Source organism: Pedobacter nyackensis, assembly GCF_032678475.1.
Taxonomy (GTDB): Bacteria; Bacteroidota; Bacteroidia; order Sphingobacteriales; family Sphingobacteriaceae; genus Pedobacter; species Pedobacter nyackensis_A.
On sequence record NZ_JAVTSF010000005.1, the window covers coordinates 14,866 to 35,059 of the forward strand.

General features: G+C 38.8%; 22 protein-coding genes. 7 read left to right on the top strand and 15 right to left on the bottom strand.

The features are described from left to right. The first annotated feature begins 97 nt into the window (after positions 1–97). The 4 genes from R2Q84_RS16495 (at position 98) to R2Q84_RS16510 (ending at position 2,543) form a co-directional block, all read left to right on the top strand. A complete protein-coding gene (locus R2Q84_RS16495; protein WP_316817680.1) occupies positions 98–679 on the top strand; it encodes a LemA family protein in 582 nt (193 codons plus the stop codon). Between the two features lie 82 nt (positions 680–761). Next, positions 762–1,205: a TPM domain-containing protein gene (locus R2Q84_RS16500; protein ID WP_316817682.1), complete on the top strand. Its 444-nt coding sequence runs from the start codon at positions 762–764 to the stop codon at positions 1,203–1,205. Between the two features lie 3 nt (positions 1,206–1,208). Beyond that, positions 1,209–1,982 (top strand): TPM domain-containing protein, encoded by a 774-nt coding sequence (locus R2Q84_RS16505; RefSeq protein WP_316817683.1) that lies wholly within the window; start codon positions 1,209–1,211, stop codon positions 1,980–1,982. Between the two features lie 12 nt (positions 1,983–1,994). Next, entirely contained in the window at positions 1,995–2,543 is a 549-nt protein-coding gene (locus R2Q84_RS16510) for an NUDIX hydrolase (protein WP_316817684.1), read from the top strand. Between the two features lie 63 nt (positions 2,544–2,606). On the opposite strand, the gene dnaA is transcribed toward R2Q84_RS16510, so the two are convergent. From dnaA to R2Q84_RS16525, 3 genes are all read right to left on the bottom strand, one after another. Further along, on the bottom strand, positions 2,607–4,037 hold the full coding sequence (gene dnaA / locus R2Q84_RS16515) for a chromosomal replication initiator protein DnaA (protein ID WP_316817685.1): 1,431 nt from the start codon (positions 4,035–4,037) through the stop codon (positions 2,607–2,609). A 194-nt stretch (positions 4,038–4,231) separates the two neighbouring features. Beyond that, complete coding sequence (locus R2Q84_RS16520) at positions 4,232–5,779, bottom strand: methylmalonyl-CoA mutase (RefSeq protein WP_316817686.1); 1,548 nt, start codon at positions 5,777–5,779, stop codon at positions 4,232–4,234. A gap of 2 nt (positions 5,780–5,781) precedes the next feature. Beyond that, on the bottom strand, positions 5,782–6,366 hold the full coding sequence (locus R2Q84_RS16525) for a hypothetical protein (protein ID WP_316817687.1): 585 nt from the start codon (positions 6,364–6,366) through the stop codon (positions 5,782–5,784). Between the two features lie 52 nt (positions 6,367–6,418). Here R2Q84_RS16525 and R2Q84_RS16530 point away from each other — a divergent pair, with 52 nt between their 5' ends. Both R2Q84_RS16530 and R2Q84_RS16535 read left to right on the top strand, forming a co-directional pair. Continuing rightward, positions 6,419–6,772 (top strand): iron-sulfur cluster assembly accessory protein, encoded by a 354-nt coding sequence (locus R2Q84_RS16530; RefSeq protein WP_316817688.1) that lies wholly within the window; start codon positions 6,419–6,421, stop codon positions 6,770–6,772. 86 nt (positions 6,773–6,858) lie between these two features. Beyond that, positions 6,859–8,088, top strand: a complete 1,230-nt coding sequence (locus R2Q84_RS16535; RefSeq protein ID WP_316817689.1) for an ABC transporter permease — start codon at positions 6,859–6,861, stop codon at positions 8,086–8,088. Between the two features lie 43 nt (positions 8,089–8,131). On the opposite strand, the gene rfbB is transcribed toward R2Q84_RS16535, so the two are convergent. The 5 genes from rfbB to R2Q84_RS16560 are packed head-to-tail and all read right to left on the bottom strand — an operon-like array spanning position 8,132 to position 13,104. Further along, entirely contained in the window at positions 8,132–9,181 is a 1,050-nt protein-coding gene (rfbB, locus tag R2Q84_RS16540; RefSeq protein WP_316817690.1) for a dTDP-glucose 4,6-dehydratase, read from the bottom strand. Between the two features lie 26 nt (positions 9,182–9,207). Beyond that, the gene (locus R2Q84_RS16545; protein ID WP_316817691.1) at positions 9,208–9,774 is read right to left on the bottom strand and encodes a hypothetical protein; all 567 of its coding nucleotides are present in this window, start codon (positions 9,772–9,774) and stop codon (positions 9,208–9,210) included. Beyond that, entirely contained in the window at positions 9,775–10,797 is a 1,023-nt protein-coding gene (gene galE / locus R2Q84_RS16550; RefSeq protein ID WP_316817692.1) for a UDP-glucose 4-epimerase GalE, read from the bottom strand. It lies immediately after the preceding gene. Positions 10,798–10,804: 7 nt separating this feature from the next. Continuing rightward, positions 10,805–11,794 carry a UDP-glucuronic acid decarboxylase family protein gene (locus R2Q84_RS16555; protein ID WP_316817693.1) on the bottom strand — a complete coding sequence of 330 codons (990 nt, stop codon included), beginning with the start codon at positions 11,792–11,794 and terminating at the stop codon, positions 10,805–10,807. Beyond that, entirely contained in the window at positions 11,794–13,104 is a 1,311-nt protein-coding gene (locus R2Q84_RS16560; RefSeq protein WP_316817694.1) for a UDP-glucose/GDP-mannose dehydrogenase family protein, read from the bottom strand. Before R2Q84_RS16560 ends, R2Q84_RS16555 begins: the two co-directional genes overlap by 1 nt. 62 nt (positions 13,105–13,166) lie before the next feature. On the opposite strand from R2Q84_RS16560, the gene R2Q84_RS16565 reads away from it, so the two are divergent. Further along, positions 13,167–14,390 (top strand): 3-deoxy-D-manno-octulosonic acid transferase, encoded by a 1,224-nt coding sequence (locus R2Q84_RS16565; RefSeq protein WP_316817695.1) that lies wholly within the window; start codon positions 13,167–13,169, stop codon positions 14,388–14,390. On the opposite strand, the gene hemH is transcribed toward R2Q84_RS16565, so the two are convergent. The 7 genes from hemH to R2Q84_RS16600 all read right to left on the bottom strand — a co-directional run bounded on the left by hemH (position 14,377) and on the right by R2Q84_RS16600 (position 20,153). Beyond that, the gene (gene hemH / locus R2Q84_RS16570; RefSeq protein ID WP_316817696.1) at positions 14,377–15,393 is read right to left on the bottom strand and encodes a ferrochelatase; all 1,017 of its coding nucleotides are present in this window, start codon (positions 15,391–15,393) and stop codon (positions 14,377–14,379) included. The two genes, R2Q84_RS16565 and hemH, sit on opposite strands and share 14 nt — an antisense overlap. 91 nt (positions 15,394–15,484) lie before the next feature. Next, a complete protein-coding gene (locus R2Q84_RS16575) occupies positions 15,485–16,339 on the bottom strand; it encodes a 4-hydroxy-3-methylbut-2-enyl diphosphate reductase (protein WP_316817697.1) in 855 nt (284 codons plus the stop codon). 51 nt (positions 16,340–16,390) lie between these two features. Next, positions 16,391–17,356: a hypothetical protein gene (locus R2Q84_RS16580; protein ID WP_316817698.1), complete on the bottom strand. Its 966-nt coding sequence runs from the start codon at positions 17,354–17,356 to the stop codon at positions 16,391–16,393. 41 nt (positions 17,357–17,397) lie between these two features. Then, a complete protein-coding gene (locus R2Q84_RS16585) occupies positions 17,398–17,907 on the bottom strand; it encodes a phosphoribosyltransferase family protein (RefSeq protein ID WP_316817699.1) in 510 nt (169 codons plus the stop codon). Between the two features lie 174 nt (positions 17,908–18,081). Next, positions 18,082–18,486 (bottom strand): hypothetical protein, encoded by a 405-nt coding sequence (locus R2Q84_RS16590; protein ID WP_316817700.1) that lies wholly within the window; start codon positions 18,484–18,486, stop codon positions 18,082–18,084. Positions 18,487–18,502: 16 nt separating this feature from the next. Further along, positions 18,503–19,951, bottom strand: coding sequence for a 23S rRNA (uracil(1939)-C(5))-methyltransferase RlmD (rlmD, locus tag R2Q84_RS16595; protein ID WP_316817701.1), 1,449 nt, complete (start codon positions 19,949–19,951; stop codon positions 18,503–18,505). A 91-nt stretch (positions 19,952–20,042) separates the two neighbouring features. Continuing rightward, entirely contained in the window at positions 20,043–20,153 is a 111-nt protein-coding gene (locus R2Q84_RS16600) for a phenylalanyl-tRNA synthetase subunit alpha (RefSeq protein ID WP_316817702.1), read from the bottom strand. Between the last annotated feature and the right edge of the window lie 41 nt (positions 20,154–20,194).

Consider the following 20,194-nt stretch of genomic DNA (forward strand, 5'->3'; position numbering starts at 1 on the left):
ATATTACGAATTGGGTATCATAACCCATAAAAAACTAAAAACACATGAAGCCTGTTAAAACCAGCTTCACTACCGTTAAAAATTAAAACAAATGAAAATGAAAAAAGCATTATTGACAATAGTAGGTGCCTTGACGCTTATGGTTACCATGAGTGGATGTGGCTACAACTCTATGGTAAGTTTAGATGAAAATGTAAAATCAAAATGGAACCAGGTAGAAACACAGTATCAGCGTCGTTCAGATCTGATTCCTAATTTAGTAAATACAGTTAAAGGTGCTGCAAAATTTGAGCAAAGCACATTAACCCAGGTCACAGAAGCCCGTGCAAAAGCCACTCAGGTTACTATTGATCCAGATAAATTAACACCAGAAAACATTGAGAAATTCCAGGCTGCACAAGGCCAGGTTAGCCAGGCCTTGAGCCGCTTGTTAATGGTTACAGAAAACTACCCTCAACTGAAAGCTACTGAGCAGTTCAGAGATGTCTCTGCAGAACTTGCCGGAACGGAAAACAGAATTGCTGTTGCACGTAAGGACTTCAATGAGGCGGTACAAACTTACAATACAAAAGTAAGGTCATTCCCTACCAATCTTACGGCAGGTATGTTTGGCTTTAAACAAAAAGCAGGCTTTAAAGCCGAAGCAGGAGCAGAAAAAGCTCCGAAAGTAGAATTCTAATATACTATAATAACTTTTAAGGGTAATGTGTGTTTATTTATCAAAACATTCATTACCCTTATTCATATTAAGTGATCCTATCATGGGCATATTTACAGAACAAGACCAGGAACTAATTGCAAATGCGATTTCAGAAGCCGAAAAAGCAACCTCTGGCGAGATTAGAATAGCAGTAGAAAAACATTGTAGTGGTGATGCTTTGGAAAGAGCTACCACTTATTTTTCGAAACTGGGTATGGATAAGACCACGAAGCACAATGGCGTGCTCATTTATCTGGCTTACGAAGACCATAAATTTGCAATAATTGGTGATAGCGGCATCAACAAGGTAGTCCCTCCGGACTTCTGGCAAACCACACAAATAGCTATGAAAGCTCATTTTGCCGGAGGAAATATTGCACAGGGAATTGTGGCAGGCGTTGTCCTCGCTGGCGAAAAACTGGCTTTATACTTTCCTTTTGAAGGAGATGACATCAACGAACTGCCAAATGACATCGTTTTTATGGATCAACACAAAAACAATTAGGCGATGAAAAGAACAATCATAGCCTTATTATTGGTCGTTTATTCTATTGCAGGTTTTGCCCAGGACTTTCCCGCGAAGCCAGGCAAACTAGTTAATGATTATACCGGAACACTTTCTGCTGATCAAATCCAGCAATTGGAACAAAAACTAGTCGCTTTTGACGATTCTACATCCATACAAATTGCTATAGCCATATTGAAATCTGTTGGTGAATACGACATCAACGATTATGCAATGCAACTGGGCAGAGCATGGGGTGTAGGCACAAAAGGCAAAGACAACGGCGTAATGATCGTGGTTGCGCTAGGAGACAGAAAGATCTCTATCCAAACCGGATATGGTGTTGAAGGTGTGTTACCTGATATGTACACCAGAAGAATCATTGACAACGACATCAAACCCTACTTTAAAGCCGGCGATTACTACAAGGGCTTAGATGCCGGAACAAATGCGATTATTGCACTTAGTAAAGGCGAATATAAAAATGACAAGCCTAAAGTCAGTAAACGTGGCAGCGGAGGATCTGGTATTGTTGTCATTATTATTATCATCGTTGTTGTTATCATCCTACTTAAAAAAGGTGGTGGCGGAGGTGGCGGCAGTCAGGTAATTGGCGGTCGCGGTGTAGCTGATGCACTTTTCTGGAGTATGTTACTTGGCGGCGGAAGAGGTTCTGGCGGCGGTGGCTGGGGTGGAGGAAGCAGCGGCGGCGGTGGCGGCTTCGGAGGCTTTGGCGGTGGAAGTTTTGGTGGCGGTGGAAGCAGCGGTAGCTGGTAATTTGAATTGCATATGGAAATATTAAAATGGGAAAAACTTTCATCCAGATACCTGGTGAAAGAAAAATGGGCAACACTTAGGGTAGACACCTGCAAACTTCAAGACGATACAATAAAGGACGATTACTATGTATTAGAATATCCGAATTGGGTAAACGCAATAGCACTTACTCAGGATAACAAGATGATTCTGGTTCGCCAGTACCGGCATGCAGCAGATATTATTTCTCTGGAAGTCCCTGGAGGTGTAATGGATGGTGACGAATCACCTGAGTTTGCCATCAGAAGAGAACTGCTGGAAGAAACAGGCTATTCTTTTGAAAGTGCAGAACTCATCGCGACCCTTTATCCTAATCCTGCAACATCCACCAATGTCACTTATACTTACCTGCTAAAGGGCGGTATAAAAACACATAAACAACATTTAGATGAACATGAGATCTTAAATGTTGAGGAGTATACCATTTCAGAAGTGAAACAGCTACTTGCAGACAATAAAATAGACCAGGCACTACATTGTGCGGCTTTATTCTATGGATTAATGAAACTAGAAGCTCATTGATCAAAGTATATTTACAAAAAAACGCTGAGTGATCACTCAGCGTTTTTTTGTAAAATGACTATACTAGCTCATTTTTAATTTCTTCTGGATATCATGTACGTATCCTTTAAATTTCTTATCCGTATCGATCAGATCTTCCACTGTTTGGCAAGCATAAATCACAGTCGAGTGATCCCTGCCACCAAAGAAGGCTCCTATAGTTTTTAATGATGATTTGGTATGACTTTTTGAAAGGTACATAGAAATTTGGCGCGCCTGAACAATTTCTCTTTTCCGGGTCTGAGATTTCACCATATCTACCGGAACTTCAAAATACTCACATACCAGCTTTTGGATATACTCCATCGAAATCTCTTTCGAAGTATTTTTAATAAAGTTCTTTAACATTTGCTTGGCCAGGGCCAGATCTATGTCTTTTTTGTTTAATGTAGATTGCGCAAGTAAAGACACCATCGCCCCCTCCAGCTCTCTCACATTATTGTCTATATTATGAGCAACATACTCCACTACTTCTTCAGGCAGTTCAATACCATCGGCATACATCTTCTTTCGAAGAATCGCAATTCTGGTTTCCAGATCAGGCACTTGTAAATCCGCTGAGAGCCCCCACTTAAATCTGCTCAATAAACGTTCTTCTAAACCAGCCAGGTCCTTTGGCGCTTTATCTGACGACAAAATCACCTGCTTGCCCGATTGATGAAGGTGGTTAAAAATATGGAAGAATATATCTTGTGTTTTCTCCTTACCGGCGAAGTTATGTACATCATCCATAATGATCACATCCATTGCCTGATAAAAATTAACGAAATCATTTATCGTATTGTTTTTTAATGAATCAACAAACTGCTGGCAAAACTTCTCACAAGAAACATAGATCACCAGTTTATCCGGCATATTTCTTTTGATCTCATTACCAATAGCCTGAGCCAGATGCGTTTTCCCTAAGCCTACGCCTCCGTAAATCATTAAAGGATTAAATGATGTCCCTCCTGGTTTTGCTGCCACTGCGTAGCCCGCAGAACGTGCCAGGCGATTACAATCTCCCTCTATATAATTTTCAAATGTATAATTGGCATTTAACTGTGGGTCGACATTCAACTTTTTCAGTCCGGGAATGATAAATGGATTCTTAATGTCCTTGTTTATCGAGACCGGGATCGGCATAGATTGCTTTTTGGCTTCAGCCCCATTTCCGTTACTTGGCATATTTGTCGTATAAGGAGATCCGCTGTTAGAAGATTTATCAACCACAATGTTATACTCCAATCTACCCTCATCCCCCAACTGCTTTTTCACTGTCTTTCTTAGTAGCCCAACATAATGTTCTTCCAGCCACTCATAGAAGAATAAACTTGGTACCTGAATGGTTAAAACTTTGCCTTCCAATTTAAGTGCAGATATTGGTTCGAACCAGGTTTTGAAACTTTGGGTCGGAATATTATCTTTTATGATTTGGAGACAGTTTTTCCATACTTCAGTACAAGTTTTTTCCATTGTCATAATATATTTTGTTGGTTTACAGTAACGATAAGCGCGTATAAATTGAGCCCGTTCGAGATATCGAATATTCAAAAAATTATCAACAAAAAAAACTTAATTTTCATTTATTTGGCAAGTACTTAAACAGCAACACCATAGCCTAGTTAACCTCAATTTTTTATGTGGATAACTATTTATTAACATAACATTTAATATTCTCCAAAAACATTACGCAACACGTCAGCAATTTCACCAAGGGTAGCATACTCCTCTACTGCCGCAAGAATAAATGGCATTAAATTGTCAGAACCTTTAGCAGCACCCCTAAGGTTATTGAGCGCTTTTTCTACAGCTTCCTTGTTTCTTTCTGCTTTAAGTTTCTCCAGTTTTTCAGTTTGAATAGTCCTGATGGATTCGTCGATCGTAAACACATCACTTATCCCCTCCTTTTCCTGGGTAAACTTATTCACACCAACAATGATCCGGCTTGCTTCTTCCACCTCCACCTGGTAGTGATAGGCAGCAGTCGCAATTTCATTCTGTATGTATCCGTTTTCTATCGCATTAACCGATCCGCCCATAGCATCAATTTTATCGATATACAATTGTGCAGCAGCTTCAATTTCATCAGTAAGGTTTTCAACAAAGAAAGAACCAGCCAGGGGATCCACAGTTTCTGTCACACCACTTTCAAAAGCGATAACCTGCTGAGTACGCAAAGCGATTTTCGCAGCAGCTTCTGTTGGTAACGACAACGCCTCATCATAACCATTGGTGTGTAAGGACTGCGTACCACCAAGCACAGCTGCCATTGCCTGATTTGTCACCCTGATCACATTGTTTAGCGGTTGTTGTGCGGTTAGCGTGGAGCCTCCTGTTTGAGTATGAAAACGAAGCATTTGTGCTTTTTCGTCAGTGGCACCAAGACCCTTTGTGATTTTCGCCCACATTCTCCTTGCAGCTCTGAACTTCGCTATTTCTTCAAAGAAATTATTGTGGCAATTGAAGAAGAAAGACAAACGTTTCGCAAAGACATTAATATCTAACCCCTTTTCCAGTGCAGCATTTAAGTATGCCTTTCCGTTGGATAGCGTAAAGGCAAGTTCCTGCACTGCTGTCGATCCTGCTTCCCTAATGTGATAACCTGAAATCGAAATGGTATTCCATTTCGGCACTTCCTTGCTGCAATACTCAAATATATCGGTAATGATACGCATAGAAGACTTAGGGGGATAAATATAAGTCCCTCTGGCCGCATACTCTTTTAAGATATCATTCTGAATAGTCCCGGAAATTTGCCTGATATCTGCGCCTTGCTTTTTTGCAAGTGCAATATACATCGCCAGCAAAATAGAAGCTGTTGCATTAATGGTCATTGAAGTTGTAATTTTCTGCAATTCAATCCCATCAAATAAGATTTCGATATCCTTCAAAGAATCAATAGCTACACCAACTTTCCCTACCTCTCCTTCGGCCATCTCATGATCAGAGTCATAACCAATTTGGGTAGGCAAATCGAACGCAACTGAAAGCCCCATCGTCCCTTGTTTCAAAAGATAATGGTACCTTTTATTCGACTCTTCTGCGGTAGAAAAGCCAGCATACTGACGCATGGTCCATAAGCGGCCACGGTACATATCTTTCTGAATTCCCCTTGTATATGGAAATTCTCCCGGTCCTTCTATCGGACCATTTATTTTTGTGTATACTTCTTTTATCTCAATACCAGACGTAGTGGTAAATTTCTTCTCACTCATAATTAAAACAACTGATGAATATCCTTTTTAATCAAATTCAATGTCAAATCATATGGATTGTGCTCTGCTGCTGCCATATGTTGTAAAACTTTTCTGCTCAAATCTACTCCAGTTGCGTCTCCTTGCAAACTTTTCACACCATTATTAACCATTGCAATAGTATCGTCTTTCAGCTTCTTTACAACATCCCATGTTTCGGTACTGATATACAACTGCTGGGTTATGTTGTGCTGGTATTCCGACCGGATCTCATTCAAAACTATAGCCTGAAGTTCGGTCAATGAAATCCCTTGCTGATGTACCCTTATAAAAAGGTTTGCCGGGTTTATCCGTTCAACAAAAACTATTAAACGCTCGTGTGCCTGTAATCTCAAAGACAACAATGGGCTGTCTTTTTCCTTTTTTTGATCGGAAAATTTCAAGCTGAAATAAGTCCTGATATCATCTTTTATCAGATAGTACCCGGCTGAAACCGTTGCTACCCCTCCTACAACCAATACACCTGCCTCAGTTAAAAATTTCTGTAAGTCCATCATACTTTGTTTGAATACCGTAATAATTATTGGTAATCCAACAAAAATGTACATTTTGATTTATATTTGCTCTATTAATAGATTTTTTAACGGCATACGAAATAATATGAGTAATACTGTAGATACCGCTTTTGCCCCTGTAACTTTTACAGAAACAGCTGTAAAAGAACTCCTTAAATTAAAAGACCAGCAAGAAATAGCTGAAGATTTCGGTTTACGTGTAGGCGTTGAAGGCGGAGGCTGCTCTGGAATGAACTATGTTCTGGGCTTTGATCAAAAAAAGGATGGCGATCAGGAATTTATTATTCAAGGGATAAAAGTCTTTATGCACAAAGCTCATCAAATGTATTTAATGGGCATGCAGGTTGACTGGCAAGATGGCTTAAACTCCAGAGGCTTTACATTTAGTAATCCTAATGCAGCAAGTACCTGTGGTTGTGGCACCAGTTTTTCAGTATAAAAGAGATTATATATTGTAACATTATAAGGAGTCCTGTTGTCTTAACAACAGGACTTTTATTTTAGCGCTAAATTTATCTGCCAGTAATGACTTATACCGAGAACGTACAACTAGCCCTTCAGTCAATAACAAGTAACCGGTTACGGACGATGCTTACTGCATTGATCATCGCCATTGGCTTATCTGCACTTGTTGGTATCCTGACTACGCTGGATGCGGTTAAGAAAAGTATGACCGAAGCATTCTCCAGTATGGGGGCGAATTCCTTTAACATCAGGAACCGTGGTTCCGGCATTCGTATAGGTGGAGGACAAAGACCAAAACCTTTTAAAGTCATCAGATATGAAGATGCCTTAACCTTTAAAGAAAGGCTAAATACACCAGCGAAAGTAGCCGTAAGTGTAATGGCTACAGGTGGCGCAACAGTAAAATTTAGCACTGAAAAAACAAACCCAAATATCAATATTCAGGGGATCGATGAGAATGGCCTTGCTTCTCAGGGGCTGGAACTCGCACAGGGCAGAAATTTCAACCTTACCGAAACCCAGTCAGGTAGCAACATCTGTATCATCGGAAGTGAGGTTGCACAGAAACTCTTTAAAAATCAGTCGCCCATAGATCAAATTATTAATGTCGGAAACAGCCGGCTGAAAGTAGTTGGCGTATTAGTGTCGAAAGGACAGAGTATGGGCTTTAGTGGAGATCGTTCCGTATACGTTCCATTGTTAAAAGCCAAGCTGATTAATGCCAATGCAAACCCATCCTACACCATCACCGTTATGGTCCCCAGCAATGACATCATGGACAATGTTATTGGAGAAGCTACTGCTGAGTTCAGAAAAATCAGAAAAATTCGGGTAACAGACCCTAATAATTTTGAAATCACGAAGAGTGATGCGATGGCTCAAACATTTTTCGAACAAATGCAAGCTATAGTCTGGGGAGGTATTGCCATCGGTATCATCACTTTACTTGGGGCATCGATTGCTTTGATGAATATCATGCTGGTATCTGTAACTGAAAGAACCAGGGAGATTGGCATCAGAAAAGCAATTGGTGCAAATCCTTCTGTAATACGCAAACAATTTTTGATTGAAGCCATCATGATTTGCCTGATGGGTGGAACGCTAGGTATATTCTTAGGCATCGCTATTGGCAACCTTATCTCCTTAGGTATGGGAGGCTCCTTCATTATCCCATGGCAATGGATATTCGGAGGCTTTGCCGTATGCGTCCTGGTAGGTATTGTTTCGGGGTATTATCCGGCAAAAAAAGCTTCCAAACTAGATCCGGTAGAAGCTTTAAGATATGAATAAAATAAAACAGGCGCTTTAAATATTTAAAGTGCCTGTTTTATTTTTATCTTCCGTGATATTGTGTATCGTAATAAGCCTGGTAATTTCCAGAGGTCACATTACTCAGCCAATCTTCATTTTCAAGGTACCAGTCAACTGTTTTTTCCAGTCCCTCTTCAAATTGCAGACTGGGAACCCAGTTCAGTTTATTCTGCAATTTGGTAGAATCAATTGCATAACGTAAATCATGTCCTGCCCTATCAGTAACAAAAGTGATAAGCTTAGCTGAAGTTCCTTTCTCACGATCAAGTTTCTTATCCATGATATCGCAAAGCAAATGAATCAGATCTATATTTTTCCATTCATTATGTCCCCCTATATTGTAGGTCTCCCCGGTTTTAGCCTCATGAAAAATCACATCAATAGCCCTAGCATGGTCCTCTACCCAAAGCCAATCACGTACGTTTTCACCTTTCCCATAAACCGGAACAGGCTGGTTATTTTTAATGTTGTTAATCGCCAACGGAATCAACTTCTCAGGGAAATGATGAGATCCGTAATTATTTGAACAATTTGAAATGACTACATCAATACCATAAGTATCATGATAAGCACGTACAAAGTGATCTGAAGATGCTTTTGATGCTGAATAAGGACTATGTGGATCGTAGGCCGTTGTCTCTGTAAACATTCCAGTTTCACCTAGCGCACCATACACCTCATCTGTAGATACATGATAAAAACGTTTGCTCGCATAATCTTCCTTCCAAAACTCCCTTGCAGCATTCAGCAGATTAACCGTACCGATTACATTCGTCATCACAAAAGCCGTAGGGTCTGAAATAGATCTATCTACATGAGACTCTGCTGCCAGGTGGATAACTGCATCAAACTGTTCTTTCTGAAACAAATTGTTCATCTCAACTGCATCAGTAATATCCGCTTTAATAAAGCTGTAATTGGGTTTATCTTCAACATCAGTCAAATTAGCCAGGTTACCAGCATAAGTTAGCTTATCAAGATTTACAATCTCATACTGAGGGTACTTATTTACAAATCTTCGAACAACATGAGATCCGATAAAGCCGGCACCGCCTGTTATTAATATTTTCATTGGTATGTTGTTTTCTGTTAGTTATTCTATAATTGTTCTGGTAAACCCAGGGTTTTAGCTATTGTTACAGTTTTATGTCGGTAAACCTTTTCTAGCAAATCATTTAACCGGTCTTTTAAATCAAACTGCAAATCTTCATGCATTTTATAATACTTATTTAATACGGCTACCGTTGTTTTTACAAAATAAACAGTCAGCTTCTCATTAAATTTATAAAGTGAAGAGTATACACTTTCCTCAAAATCAATGGGAATGTGATTCAACAAATGGATCCGAAGTTCCATTTCGCTATTCAAATCCTTTGTTACTTTAGAATGGTGGTTAATACCACCATTCAATTTCCGCATCTTCAATAAAGTATCCTTTGAATTAGGTCTTTTGGCATGCAAACATTCTTCAATACCTTCATCAATTAAACCTTGTAATTCTTCTTGTCGCCTTACCAGATCATGTTCATCTTCCAATAATTTGAAATGAAGATGCTCAGTTAACACCTTATCTTTAGCAATTAATCTGAGCAATAGCTTATCCTTTTCCTTTTCAGGAAGAGATTTGATCTCCAGTTTCAGCTCCTTATGCTCACTTAACAACATTTAAAAAGGGTTATCCTGCAAATATTTCTCCCATTTCCAGGCAGACGACATCATTTCGTTTACATCAAGCTCTGCTTTCCAACCCAATTCATTGGCAGATTTAGTTACATCGCCCCAAACTTTTTCAATATCTCCCTCTCTCCTGGCTCCAATTGTGTAATTTAATTTCACACCTGTTGATTGCTCAAATGCTTTAATAATTTCTAATACTGTAGACCCTTTACCAGTTCCAAGGTTAAACACCTCATAATTAGTGCTGGCCTTATTACTTTCCAAACGCTTAATTGCAGCAACATGTGCTTTAGCTAAATCAACCACATGGATATAATCTCTTATTGCACTACCATCTGGGGTGTCGTAATCATTGCCATAAACAGTGATCGGACCGCGTTTACCAATTGCAGACTGTGTAATAAAAGGAATCAGATTTTGAGGGACACCAATTGGCAACTCACCAATTAAAGCCGTATGATGTGCACCTACCGGATTAAAGTAACGCAAAGAAGTTACTTTCAGTGTAGGTGTTACCGCACAACTCTCTTGCAAAATCTCTTCTGCAATTTGTTTGGTATTGCCATAAGGCGATTCCGCCTTTTTTGTAGGTGCGCTTTCAGTTACCGGTAAAACATCTGGCTGGCCGTAAACGGTGCAGGACGAAGAAAACACCAAACTGATATTGCTGTTAAAAGCATTAATCAGGTTAATCAGCGAGTAAAAGTTATTTCTGTAATATTTTAATGGTTGCTGTACTGATTCACCAACAGCTTTAAAAGCTGCAAAATGAATTACTCCGGTAATATCACTGTGTTGCTTAACAAAATCCTTTACTTTAGCCTCATCGCATAAGTCCAGTTCTACAAATGCAGGTTTAACACCTGTAATTGTTTCTAATTGTTGTAATATCTTCGGATTAGAGTTCGAAAAATCATCAACTATAATTACTTCATAGCCAGCATTGTGTAATTCTACCACTGTATGCGAGCCAATAAAACCAGTTCCACCGGTCACTAATATTTTTGCCATGTTTCTATTAACGGTTATATCCTGTAAAATCTTTATGATCCTTGTTGATCAGCGCTTCTTTAGGCAGTGATTTAAAATACTCGTAAGTAATTTTCAATCCTTCTGCTCTGCTTACTTTGGGTTCCCAACCCAAAATAGACTTTGCTTTGGTAATATCCGGACGTCTTTGTTTCGGATCATCAACAGGCAAGTCTCTAAGTACTAATTTCTGACTGGTTCCTGTAAGTTTAATAATTTCTTCACCAAACTGCTTAATGGTAATCTCGTCTGGATTTCCAATATTTACCGGCAAAGCATAATCGCTATGTAACAATCTATATATACCTTCAACTAAATCGTCAACATAACAGAAAGAGCGGGTTTGAGAACCGTCACCAAATACAGTTAAATCTTCACCACGTAAAGCCTGACCAATAAAAGCAGGTAATACCCTTCCGTCATTCAGTCGCATTCTTGGCCCATAAGTGTTAAAAATTCTTACAATACGGGTTTCCAGGCCATGAAAAGTATGGTAGGCCATAGTCATCGCTTCCTGAAAACGTTTTGCCTCATCATAAACCCCTCTTGGCCCTACCGGATTTACATTACCCCAGTATTCTTCAGGTTGTGGATTTACATTCGGATCTCCATAAACCTCGGAAGTGGAGGCAATCAGCATCCTTGCTTTTTTATTTCTGGCAAGACCAAGCAGATTATGGGTTCCCAATGAACCTACTTTTAAAGTCTGAATAGGAATTTTCAAATAATCAATCGGACTTGCAGGTGAAGCAAAATGTAGAATATAATCCAATTCTCCTCCAACATGTACAAACTTGGAAACATCATGATGAGAAAACTCAAAGTTCTCCAATGCAAATAAATGTTCAATATTTTGCAAATCGCCAGTGATCAGATTATCCATTCCTATTACATGGTAACCTTCTTTGATAAACCTGTCGCATAAATGCGATCCTAAAAAGCCGGCTGCTCCGGTAATTAAAACTCTCTTACGTCTCATTATTTTATAAGCTTACGACCAACACTATTATAATAATAGCCTAAATCAATCATTTTTTGCAGATCATATAAATTACGGCCATCAAAAATCACCTTATTGCTCAGGCTTTCTTCCATTCTTTCGAAGTCAGGGTTTCTGAATACAGACCATTCTGTAGCAATCAATAAAGCGTCGGCTTTTAATAAGGCATCATACTGGTTATCTGCGTAGGCAATTTTATTCCCAACAACAGCCTTAACATTGTTCATTCCTTCAGGGTCAAAAGCACAAATAGTTGCCCCATGTTTAATAAGTTCATCAATGATATACAATGCAGGTGCCTCGCGGATATCGTCAGTCTCAGGTTTAAAAGCCAATCCCCAAAGCGCAAAATGTTTGCCTTTCAGGTCGCCCTTATAATACTTCAATAATTTATCAACCAGTAAAGTCTTTTGCTTTTCGTTTACCTGCATTACAGACCTCAATATCTGGAAGTCATAATCATGCTCATCAGCAGATTTAGCTAAAGCCTGTACATCTTTAGGAAAGCAGCTACCGCCGTAACCAATACCAGGAAATAAGAAACGTTTACCAATCCTTGCATCAGATCCAATCCCTTTTCGCACCGAATCCACGTCTGCACCTACAATTTCACAAAGGTTCGCTACCTCATTCATAAAGGTAATTTTGGTTGCCAGAAATGAATTAGCGGCATACTTTGTCAGTTCAGAAGAACGCTCATCCATAAACAAGATTGGATTTCCCTGGCGCACATACGGCCCATAAAGCTCCATCATTAACTTCTGCGCTTTTTCACTTCCTGTTCCAATAACTACACGATCTGGTTTCATAAAATCGTCTACAGCGACCCCTTCCCGTAAAAACTCGGGGTTGGAAACCACGTCAATTTCTACATCAGTATTTGCAGCAAAAACCGCCTGAACTTTATCAGCTGTACCAACCGGAACGGTAGATTTATTGACAATAACTTTATAATCAGTAACCAGCTTTGAAATATCTTTAGCCGCACCTAAAATATAGGATAAATCTGCAGCACCATCTCCCCCCGGAGGCGTAGGTAATGCCATAAATATAATCTGAGCATCTTTAACAGCATGGGCCAGATCGGTAGTAAATGTTAATCTGCCTTGTGCAATATTTCTATGGAACAACACATCAAGTCCAGGTTCATAAATAGGAACTTCACCATCCTGCATTTTCTTAACCTTTGCTTCATTAATGTCTACACAAATTACATTATTTCCAGTTTCCGACAAGCAAGTCCCTGTAACCAATCCCACATATCCAGTTCCGATAACGGCTATTTTCATATATTAATCCTATTTTAATTATATTAAAGTATCTTCGGCTAAGATAATAAAAAACACATAAAATGCTTTGGCTTTATAACATTGCAATTCAACTTTATAGCCTAATAATCGGGATTTTTTCAACCTTCAACACGAAAGCTTCATTATTTGTAAATGGACGAAGGAATATTTTCGAAAAAATAGCAAAAAAAATTAACCCAAAGACTAAACACATCTGGTTTCATTTTGCTTCTTTAGGAGAATTCGAACAAGGCAGACCAGTATTAGAGCTTTTAAAAGAACAATACCCTCAAAAAAAAATAATTATTACTTTTTTTTCCCCTTCGGGTTACGAAATAAGAAAGAATTACGTGCTGGCGGAAGGAATTTTCTACCTGCCATTAGACACAGCAGCGAATGCCCAGCGAATCATCACTGCTTTTAACCCCGAGGTAGTCATTTTCACCAAGTACGAATACTGGTTTCATTATTTCAGGGCATTAAATGACAGAAAAATTCCACTACTCATTATATCCGGCATTTTCAGACCCAATCAGGTATTCTTTAAGCCCTACGGATCTTTCAACAGAAAAATATTGAGCTATGTAAGTCACTTCTTTGTTCAAAATGAAGAAAGTATAGAATTGTTAAAAAGCATTAACATACAGAATGCGACTTTAAGTGGTGACACCAGGTTCGACCGTGTTGCAGAGAATGCTGCTACACCTAAAAAACTCAATATTATTGAACGCTTCTGTGGAGACTCACCTGTACTTATTGCAGGAAGTACCTGGCTTCCAGACGAGCAACTGATAACCCAACTTTGTAAAAAATATCCGGAATGGAAGTTCATCATCGCTCCTCATGAAATAGGCATTAGTCATATTCAGGAAATAGAAAAACTGTTCCCGCAAGCGATCAAGTACTCGACATTCGCAACAGAAGAACCAACTGCGCATCAGGAACAGACGATGATCATTGACAACATTGGAATGCTGTCAAGTTTATATGCTTTTGGTAAAATCGCTTACATTGGAGGCGGGTTTGGCGTAGGCATACACAACACACTCGAAGCAGCAGCTTTTGGTATCCCTGTAATATTCGGTCCAAAATATGATAAGTTTCAGGAAGCTAAAGACCTGATTAATGCTGGTGCAGCAAAAAGCATAAATGACTTTAATGAACTGGAAACAGCATTTTTGACGTTAACGGAAAGCAGCAAGCCTGGACAAATAGCAAAGGATTATGTAGCTTCAAAAACGGGTTCTACTGACCAGATTGTTAAATACCTTTCTAAATACCTTTAGCCATATCAACTAAAGCCTTTATAAACTTAGGATCATCATTCAAGCTTTCCACGAGCTGCACATGCTCACCACCCAGCGCTTTGAATTCCTCCTGGTATTCAACCGTAATTTCGTAAAGTGTCTCCAGACAATCGGCCACAAAAGCAGGGCTAAAAACCAACAGCCTCTTTTTACCTTCAGCAGCAAGCTTTTTTAACACATCGGTAGTGTAAGGCTGCACCCAAGGTTCTTTACCCAGTCGAGACTGGAAACAAACGGTATAGTCGGTTTTGGCAATATTCAGTTTTTCGGCTAATAATCTGGCAGTATCATGACCTTGCGCAGAATAGCAAAACTTGTTAGTATCGTTCAAGCTATCGCAGCAATTTTCTTTTTTCAAACAATGCTTACCAGTATGGTCACATTTTAACAATTGACGCTCAGGTAGTCCATGAAAACTAAACAATACGTGATCAAAGGTTTCCGGTTGATACTTCCTTGCATTCTCAGCAAAGGTTTCAAGCATCAATTCGTTATCGTGAAATGAACTTACAAAGCTAACAGGAGGTATCGTTGTCCATTTACTAACCAGTTCCATCACCAGCTGGATTACTGAACCACTACTTGCGGATGCATATTGAGGAAACAAAGGAATGACACGGATACTTTCCACCAAGCCTGCTTTCATTTTCTCAAGTGCAGATAAAATGGAAGGGTTTTGATAACGCATAGCCAATTCTACGTGATATTCATCACCCAATTGTTCCTGCACCAATGCAGCTTGTATTTTACTAAAGTATAACAATGGCGAACCATTTTCATCCCAGATCTCTTTATAGAGTTTTGAAGTCTTAGGACTGCGAAATGGAACAATAATGCCTTTTACAAGTAAAGTACGTTGAAAAGCATTGATATCGATCACGCGCTCATCCATCAGAAACTGATCAAGATATTTACGCACATCACCAACTTCCGGACTGTCCGGAGTTCCTAAATTCACAAGCAATACACCCTTTTTTCCCATAATATTCCCCAAAATTAACCATTCAATCCATTATTCTGTTTTATCAGCACATGGAATAAGAATAATTACTTTTTAATGATGATTTTATAATTTAGTAAGCCAACAATTCCGCCTTTACCTGCTCCATTAACCACATCGGAGTCGATGTAGCACCACAAATGCCCACTCTATCATTTGGTGAGAACCAGTTTTTATCAATTTCCTCAACATTGGAAATGAAATAAGAATTGTCATTATATTTTTTGCACACATCGTACAACACCTTTCCATTCGAAGATTTTTTCCCGGAAACAAAAAGGATTTTATCATAATTCGCTACAAACTTCTCCAGATCGCCATATCGGTTAGATACCTGCCTGCATATCGTATCATTAGCTTTGACTTCGTAGCCACGAGCCATCAGTTCATCTTTAATACTATAAAACTTATCCGTACTTTTTGTGGTTTGGCTGTACAGCGTAAATTTGGCAGGCAATTCAACATGATCAAGTTCGGCGAGATCCTGAAAAACAATAGCTTTACCATCTGTCTGTCCTTGTAAACCGATTACCTCTGCATGACCATGCTTTCCAAATATCAGGATCTGTTCATCGTCATCATGCGAATTCTTAATCCTGTTCTGAAGTTTCAATACCACGGGACACGATGCATCAATTAACGTCAATTCATTTTCAAGCGCAAGCTGATAAGTTGAGGGTGCCTCACCATGGGCCCGGATCAATACCTTTTCTTTGTGCAAGAGCTGTAGTTGCTCATGATCAATGATTCGCAGACCTTTAGCTGTTAAACGTTTTACTTCTTCGTCGTTATGCACGATATCGCCCAGACAATACAAATGATCGTCATTATCCAGTATATCTTCAGCCATATCAATAGCGTATACCACGCCAAAGCAAAAACCTGAGGCTTTATCTATTGTTACTGCTAAATCATATTTTACCGGCATAATTCGTTTTCTTGAACAATTACAAAATTACATAAATTCTATTTGATATTGCTATTTCTTAAGCTTAATCGACTTGAAGAATTCGCTCCCAACAGCCCTTAAAGTCAATATAAACAGGGCCAGCATTTGCAGGGGGTGCAGAAAAACCTGTAGCAATGCATTTTGTTTAGTTAAAAATGCGATCATTAACCTCTCCATAAAAATCAGCCCAAGAGGAAGCAGCAATAATGCCGGGTCATAATTCAGCAATATCATTAGCGGACCGATAACTACAAAAATCACATAGAACAATGCTGCTATACCACTGTTCGAAAAATTCAGCAAGAGCCTGCTGCTAAAACTATTGATATCTATTTGATCAACATTATATCGTATAAATTTATTTGCCAATAAAACTTCCGTCTTAAACTTGAGTTGTTTAGCAATCCTCACAACTTCCGCTGCTGACGGCATTTTTTTGCTTAAAGATTCGTTCCAACCCAACATTTTGAAATGTGTAGCATCACAAAATAAACAATCATTACTCCCTGCCCCGGCAAAAGCAGGAATATTACTTAACCGGATCAATCTTAACGGAAATAGGTTGAGTAATAAAAAATCATTCAGTGGATAAATACAATTCGCCAGAAAACCATGTGCCGTATAAGTAGGTGTCAAGCTAAGAACAGAAAGTTCAAACACCTTAACCCTATAAATTAAATTATTTAACAAGCCATGATGCAAGGTCATGCCAGCTGTTATAAACAGAAAATACTTACCTGTTGCCCGTTCCATCAACTCTGTCACAGTTTCGTTCCGCTGTACAACAACTTCAACATCTCTATATTCCTGTTCTTCTATAGAGGTGACTATTTTTTTTATATCAGTTTGTCGATTGGGAGACAACACAATAACTGAAACTCTATCGGTAAAATGCTTACCGTAGTAACCTAGTTTGGGATTAGATAAAAAGTTAAATAAGGTAACAGAGAATCTTAAAATAAGGAATATAAAAACAGCATACACAAACACCACCATACTACAACTGCTTTAGATTTTAGTTAGTAGTGTCACTGTTCCTAACTTAAGTAAACCCTATCTTCTTCACCTTCCACATCCATCACCACATCAACATGTTCCTTTAATACTGTTGCCATTTTCAGGCCAACATAGTCCGTCGCTATGGGAAATATTTTATGACTTCTATCTACCAACACCACCGTTCTGATTTTTTTATGTGGTGTATTTAAAAACACACCTAAGCCATAAGCTAATGTTTTACCACTGTTCAATACATCATCAACAATAATAACGACCTTATTTTTCCAGTGTGTTTCATCAAGGTCTGTGTTGGCTACCAGTTTACTATTTTGTCTGTCCAGATCTATTTTAAGCATAATAATCTTCAAATCGGAGATCTTAGACAATACTTTTTTTAACCTGAGCGCAAGTTTGTAACCTCTGTCCCATATACCAGCCAGTACAATTTCCTTTTCAGTTAGGTTATCTTCCAATATCTGATAAGCAATCCTGTTTATTTTCTGTTGTATCTGCTTTTTATCAAGAATGAGTAATTGAGATGCTGCCATTATTCGCCATATTTTATGCTACAAAAAGAACGATTTTAAGGTTCATATTCAAATATTTAAAAATATTTTACAAACCCTGAAACCTTTCCCTCTCAGCGATGTCTAATCAATAGTTTTTTAGTAATCCTTATCCATGTTTGCCCGGATAGGGATTTCTTTTTTGCGGTTGTGGACTTACTTTCTAACCTTGTACGGATAGTAAATAAAATTAGCCCCCTCAGGCACAATCACAAACACACACATATAATCTTCCGGTTTCTTATAGCTTTTTAAGAACAAAGCTTTTTTATCAGGCGTAATAATACCCTTTTCCACAAACTCCTCAAAAGTTGAAGCCTGTATGGTCCATTCAGTATTCAGTTCTTTTCTATCCAATATCACTTCACCAATACTTACCGTATGCTGGTGTGCAATGAAAATTGGATTAGCGGAAATACCTTCAACTATAATCTCCATTGCAATCTCTTTTACAGAATCTGCATAAAGCTCCAAATCCTTTTCCAGGCTAACAAGAGGACTCTTTTTTTGCTGCTCTTTACTGTCCTCTGGTTGTTGCGGCATTAATTCTTCTATATCCATCAAAAAATCCTTATGATTAATTTCCTTTAAATTTCAACAGCACTACGTTTTCTACGTGTTGAGTATGCGGGAACATATCAACTGGCTTAATTCTTACTACATCGTATTTCTCTTTCAGTAAAGCCAAATCGCGCGCCTGTGTAGCTGCATTACAACTTACATAAACAATTTTCTCTGCTTCCATTTCCAGCAAACGCTCTACTACATCTGCATGCATTCCAGCTCTTGGTGGATCAGTAATCACGACATCAGGCTTACCATGCTCAGCAATAAACTCCCTTGTCAGGATATCTTTCATATCACCGGCATAAAAAATCGCATTTTCTATACCATTCAGTTTAGAATTAAACTTCGCGTCCTCAATAGCCGTTGGCACATATTCGATACCCACTACCTGTTTTACGCTACGGGCAACGAAGTTGGCGATTGTACCAGCACCAGTATAAAGGTCATACACCAATTCATCACCAGAGAAACCGGCAAACTCTTTAGTGATCTTATACAATTCATGCGCCTGGTCGGAATTGGTCTGATAAAACGACTTCGCTCCTATCTTAAATTTCAATCCCTCCATATCTTCAAAAATATGATCCCTACCAGCATAGGTAATCACTTCCTGATCAAAAATGGTATCGTTTTTCTTTTGGTTCTCGATATACAATAAAGCTGTAATCTGAGGAAAGCTAACTTTCAAATGCTCCATCAGGCCATTGATCTGCACCTGTTCCGCATAAGCGAAAACCACAACCACCATCACTTCTCCGGTTGAAGAAGTACGGATAATCAGGTTTCTCAGACTTCCTTCATGGTTGCGCAGATCATAAAACGTTAAGCCATTTTTTAAAGCATAAGTACGAACATCATTTCTGATGCTGTTAGACGGCTCGGCCTGTAAATAGCAGTGTTGAATATCTAATATTTTATCAAAGCGCAATGGTACGTGAAAACCAAGTGCATTCATTTCCAAATCAGGATTAGGGCCATCTGCATCCAGCTCATCAGACCTTTCGGCCATATCCTGTTTATTTAACCAACGCTTATTGGAGAAAGTATACTCCAGTTTATTCCTGTAATACTTGTTTTCGGCTGAACCCAGAATAGGTTCCATACCGCTTGTATCTATTTTTGCCAGGCGCTGTAAAGCAGCCTCAACATTTTTATGCTTAAATTTCAACTGAGCATCGTACTCCATATGTTGCCATTTACAGCCACCACAGGTACCGAAATGCTGACAAAAAGGATCAGTTCTTAGTTCCGACTTTTTGTGAAGAGTTTCAATGATTGCTTCTGCAAAGTTCTTTTTTTTCTTTACAATGCGAACATCAGCAACATCACCTGGCACTGCTTTATCCACAAAAACCACCAACTCATCGGCCTTACCTACCCCTTTACCCTCTTCGGCAATATCAATAATACTTAAATCAGGAATGATAGTTACCACTCCGGCTTTTCTATTTCTACTCATTATGGGGCGAATTTAAGTTTTTTTTCAGACAAAAAGCTTTCTTCCAGACATTTTGGGATGCCTGTCATCGAAGAAATCCATGAGTCAAATCTTACCTGTCAAAAATTCTAAGTATAAAACCCAAAACACCATTAACCTGGTCAAACTTCACATCAAACTTCTCATCCACCAATACAGAAATCTCTAATATTTCGTTACTCATTGCTATAAAAGATGATAATAAATCAAATATAGCTATTTATA

Excerpts from the sequence above, each read along its gene's own strand:
- R2Q84_RS16495 (WP_316817680.1), top strand. The coding sequence starts at position 98 with ATGAAAAAAGCATTATTGACAATAGTAGGTGCCTTGACGCTTATGGTT.
- R2Q84_RS16500 (WP_316817682.1), top strand. The coding sequence starts at position 762 with ATGGGCATATTTACAGAACAAGACCAGGAACTAATTGCAAATGCGATT.
- R2Q84_RS16505 (WP_316817683.1), top strand. The coding sequence starts at position 1,209 with ATGAAAAGAACAATCATAGCCTTATTATTGGTCGTTTATTCTATTGCA.
- R2Q84_RS16510 (WP_316817684.1), top strand. The coding sequence starts at position 1,995 with ATGGAAATATTAAAATGGGAAAAACTTTCATCCAGATACCTGGTGAAA.
- dnaA (WP_316817685.1), bottom strand. The coding sequence starts at position 4,037 with ATGGAAAAAACTTGTACTGAAGTATGGAAAAACTGTCTCCAAATCATA.
- R2Q84_RS16520 (WP_316817686.1), bottom strand. The coding sequence starts at position 5,779 with ATGAGTGAGAAGAAATTTACCACTACGTCTGGTATTGAGATAAAAGAA.
- R2Q84_RS16525 (WP_316817687.1), bottom strand. The coding sequence starts at position 6,366 with ATGTACATTTTTGTTGGATTACCAATAATTATTACGGTATTCAAACAA.
- R2Q84_RS16530 (WP_316817688.1), top strand. The coding sequence starts at position 6,419 with ATGAGTAATACTGTAGATACCGCTTTTGCCCCTGTAACTTTTACAGAA.
- R2Q84_RS16535 (WP_316817689.1), top strand. The coding sequence starts at position 6,859 with ATGACTTATACCGAGAACGTACAACTAGCCCTTCAGTCAATAACAAGT.
- rfbB (WP_316817690.1), bottom strand. The coding sequence starts at position 9,181 with ATGAAAATATTAATAACAGGCGGTGCCGGCTTTATCGGATCTCATGTT.
- R2Q84_RS16545 (WP_316817691.1), bottom strand. The coding sequence starts at position 9,774 with ATGTTGTTAAGTGAGCATAAGGAGCTGAAACTGGAGATCAAATCTCTT.
- galE (WP_316817692.1), bottom strand. The coding sequence starts at position 10,797 with ATGGCAAAAATATTAGTGACCGGTGGAACTGGTTTTATTGGCTCGCAT.
- R2Q84_RS16555 (WP_316817693.1), bottom strand. The coding sequence starts at position 11,794 with ATGAGACGTAAGAGAGTTTTAATTACCGGAGCAGCCGGCTTTTTAGGA.
- R2Q84_RS16560 (WP_316817694.1), bottom strand. The coding sequence starts at position 13,104 with ATGAAAATAGCCGTTATCGGAACTGGATATGTGGGATTGGTTACAGGG.
- R2Q84_RS16565 (WP_316817695.1), top strand. The coding sequence starts at position 13,167 with ATGCTTTGGCTTTATAACATTGCAATTCAACTTTATAGCCTAATAATC.
- hemH (WP_316817696.1), bottom strand. The coding sequence starts at position 15,393 with ATGGGAAAAAAGGGTGTATTGCTTGTGAATTTAGGAACTCCGGACAGT.
- R2Q84_RS16575 (WP_316817697.1), bottom strand. The coding sequence starts at position 16,339 with ATGCCGGTAAAATATGATTTAGCAGTAACAATAGATAAAGCCTCAGGT.
- R2Q84_RS16580 (WP_316817698.1), bottom strand. The coding sequence starts at position 17,356 with ATGGTGGTGTTTGTGTATGCTGTTTTTATATTCCTTATTTTAAGATTC.
- R2Q84_RS16585 (WP_316817699.1), bottom strand. The coding sequence starts at position 17,907 with ATGGCAGCATCTCAATTACTCATTCTTGATAAAAAGCAGATACAACAG.
- R2Q84_RS16590 (WP_316817700.1), bottom strand. The coding sequence starts at position 18,486 with ATGGATATAGAAGAATTAATGCCGCAACAACCAGAGGACAGTAAAGAG.
- rlmD (WP_316817701.1), bottom strand. The coding sequence starts at position 19,951 with ATGAGTAGAAATAGAAAAGCCGGAGTGGTAACTATCATTCCTGATTTA.
- R2Q84_RS16600 (WP_316817702.1), bottom strand. The coding sequence starts at position 20,153 with ATGAGTAACGAAATATTAGAGATTTCTGTATTGGTGGATGAGAAGTTT.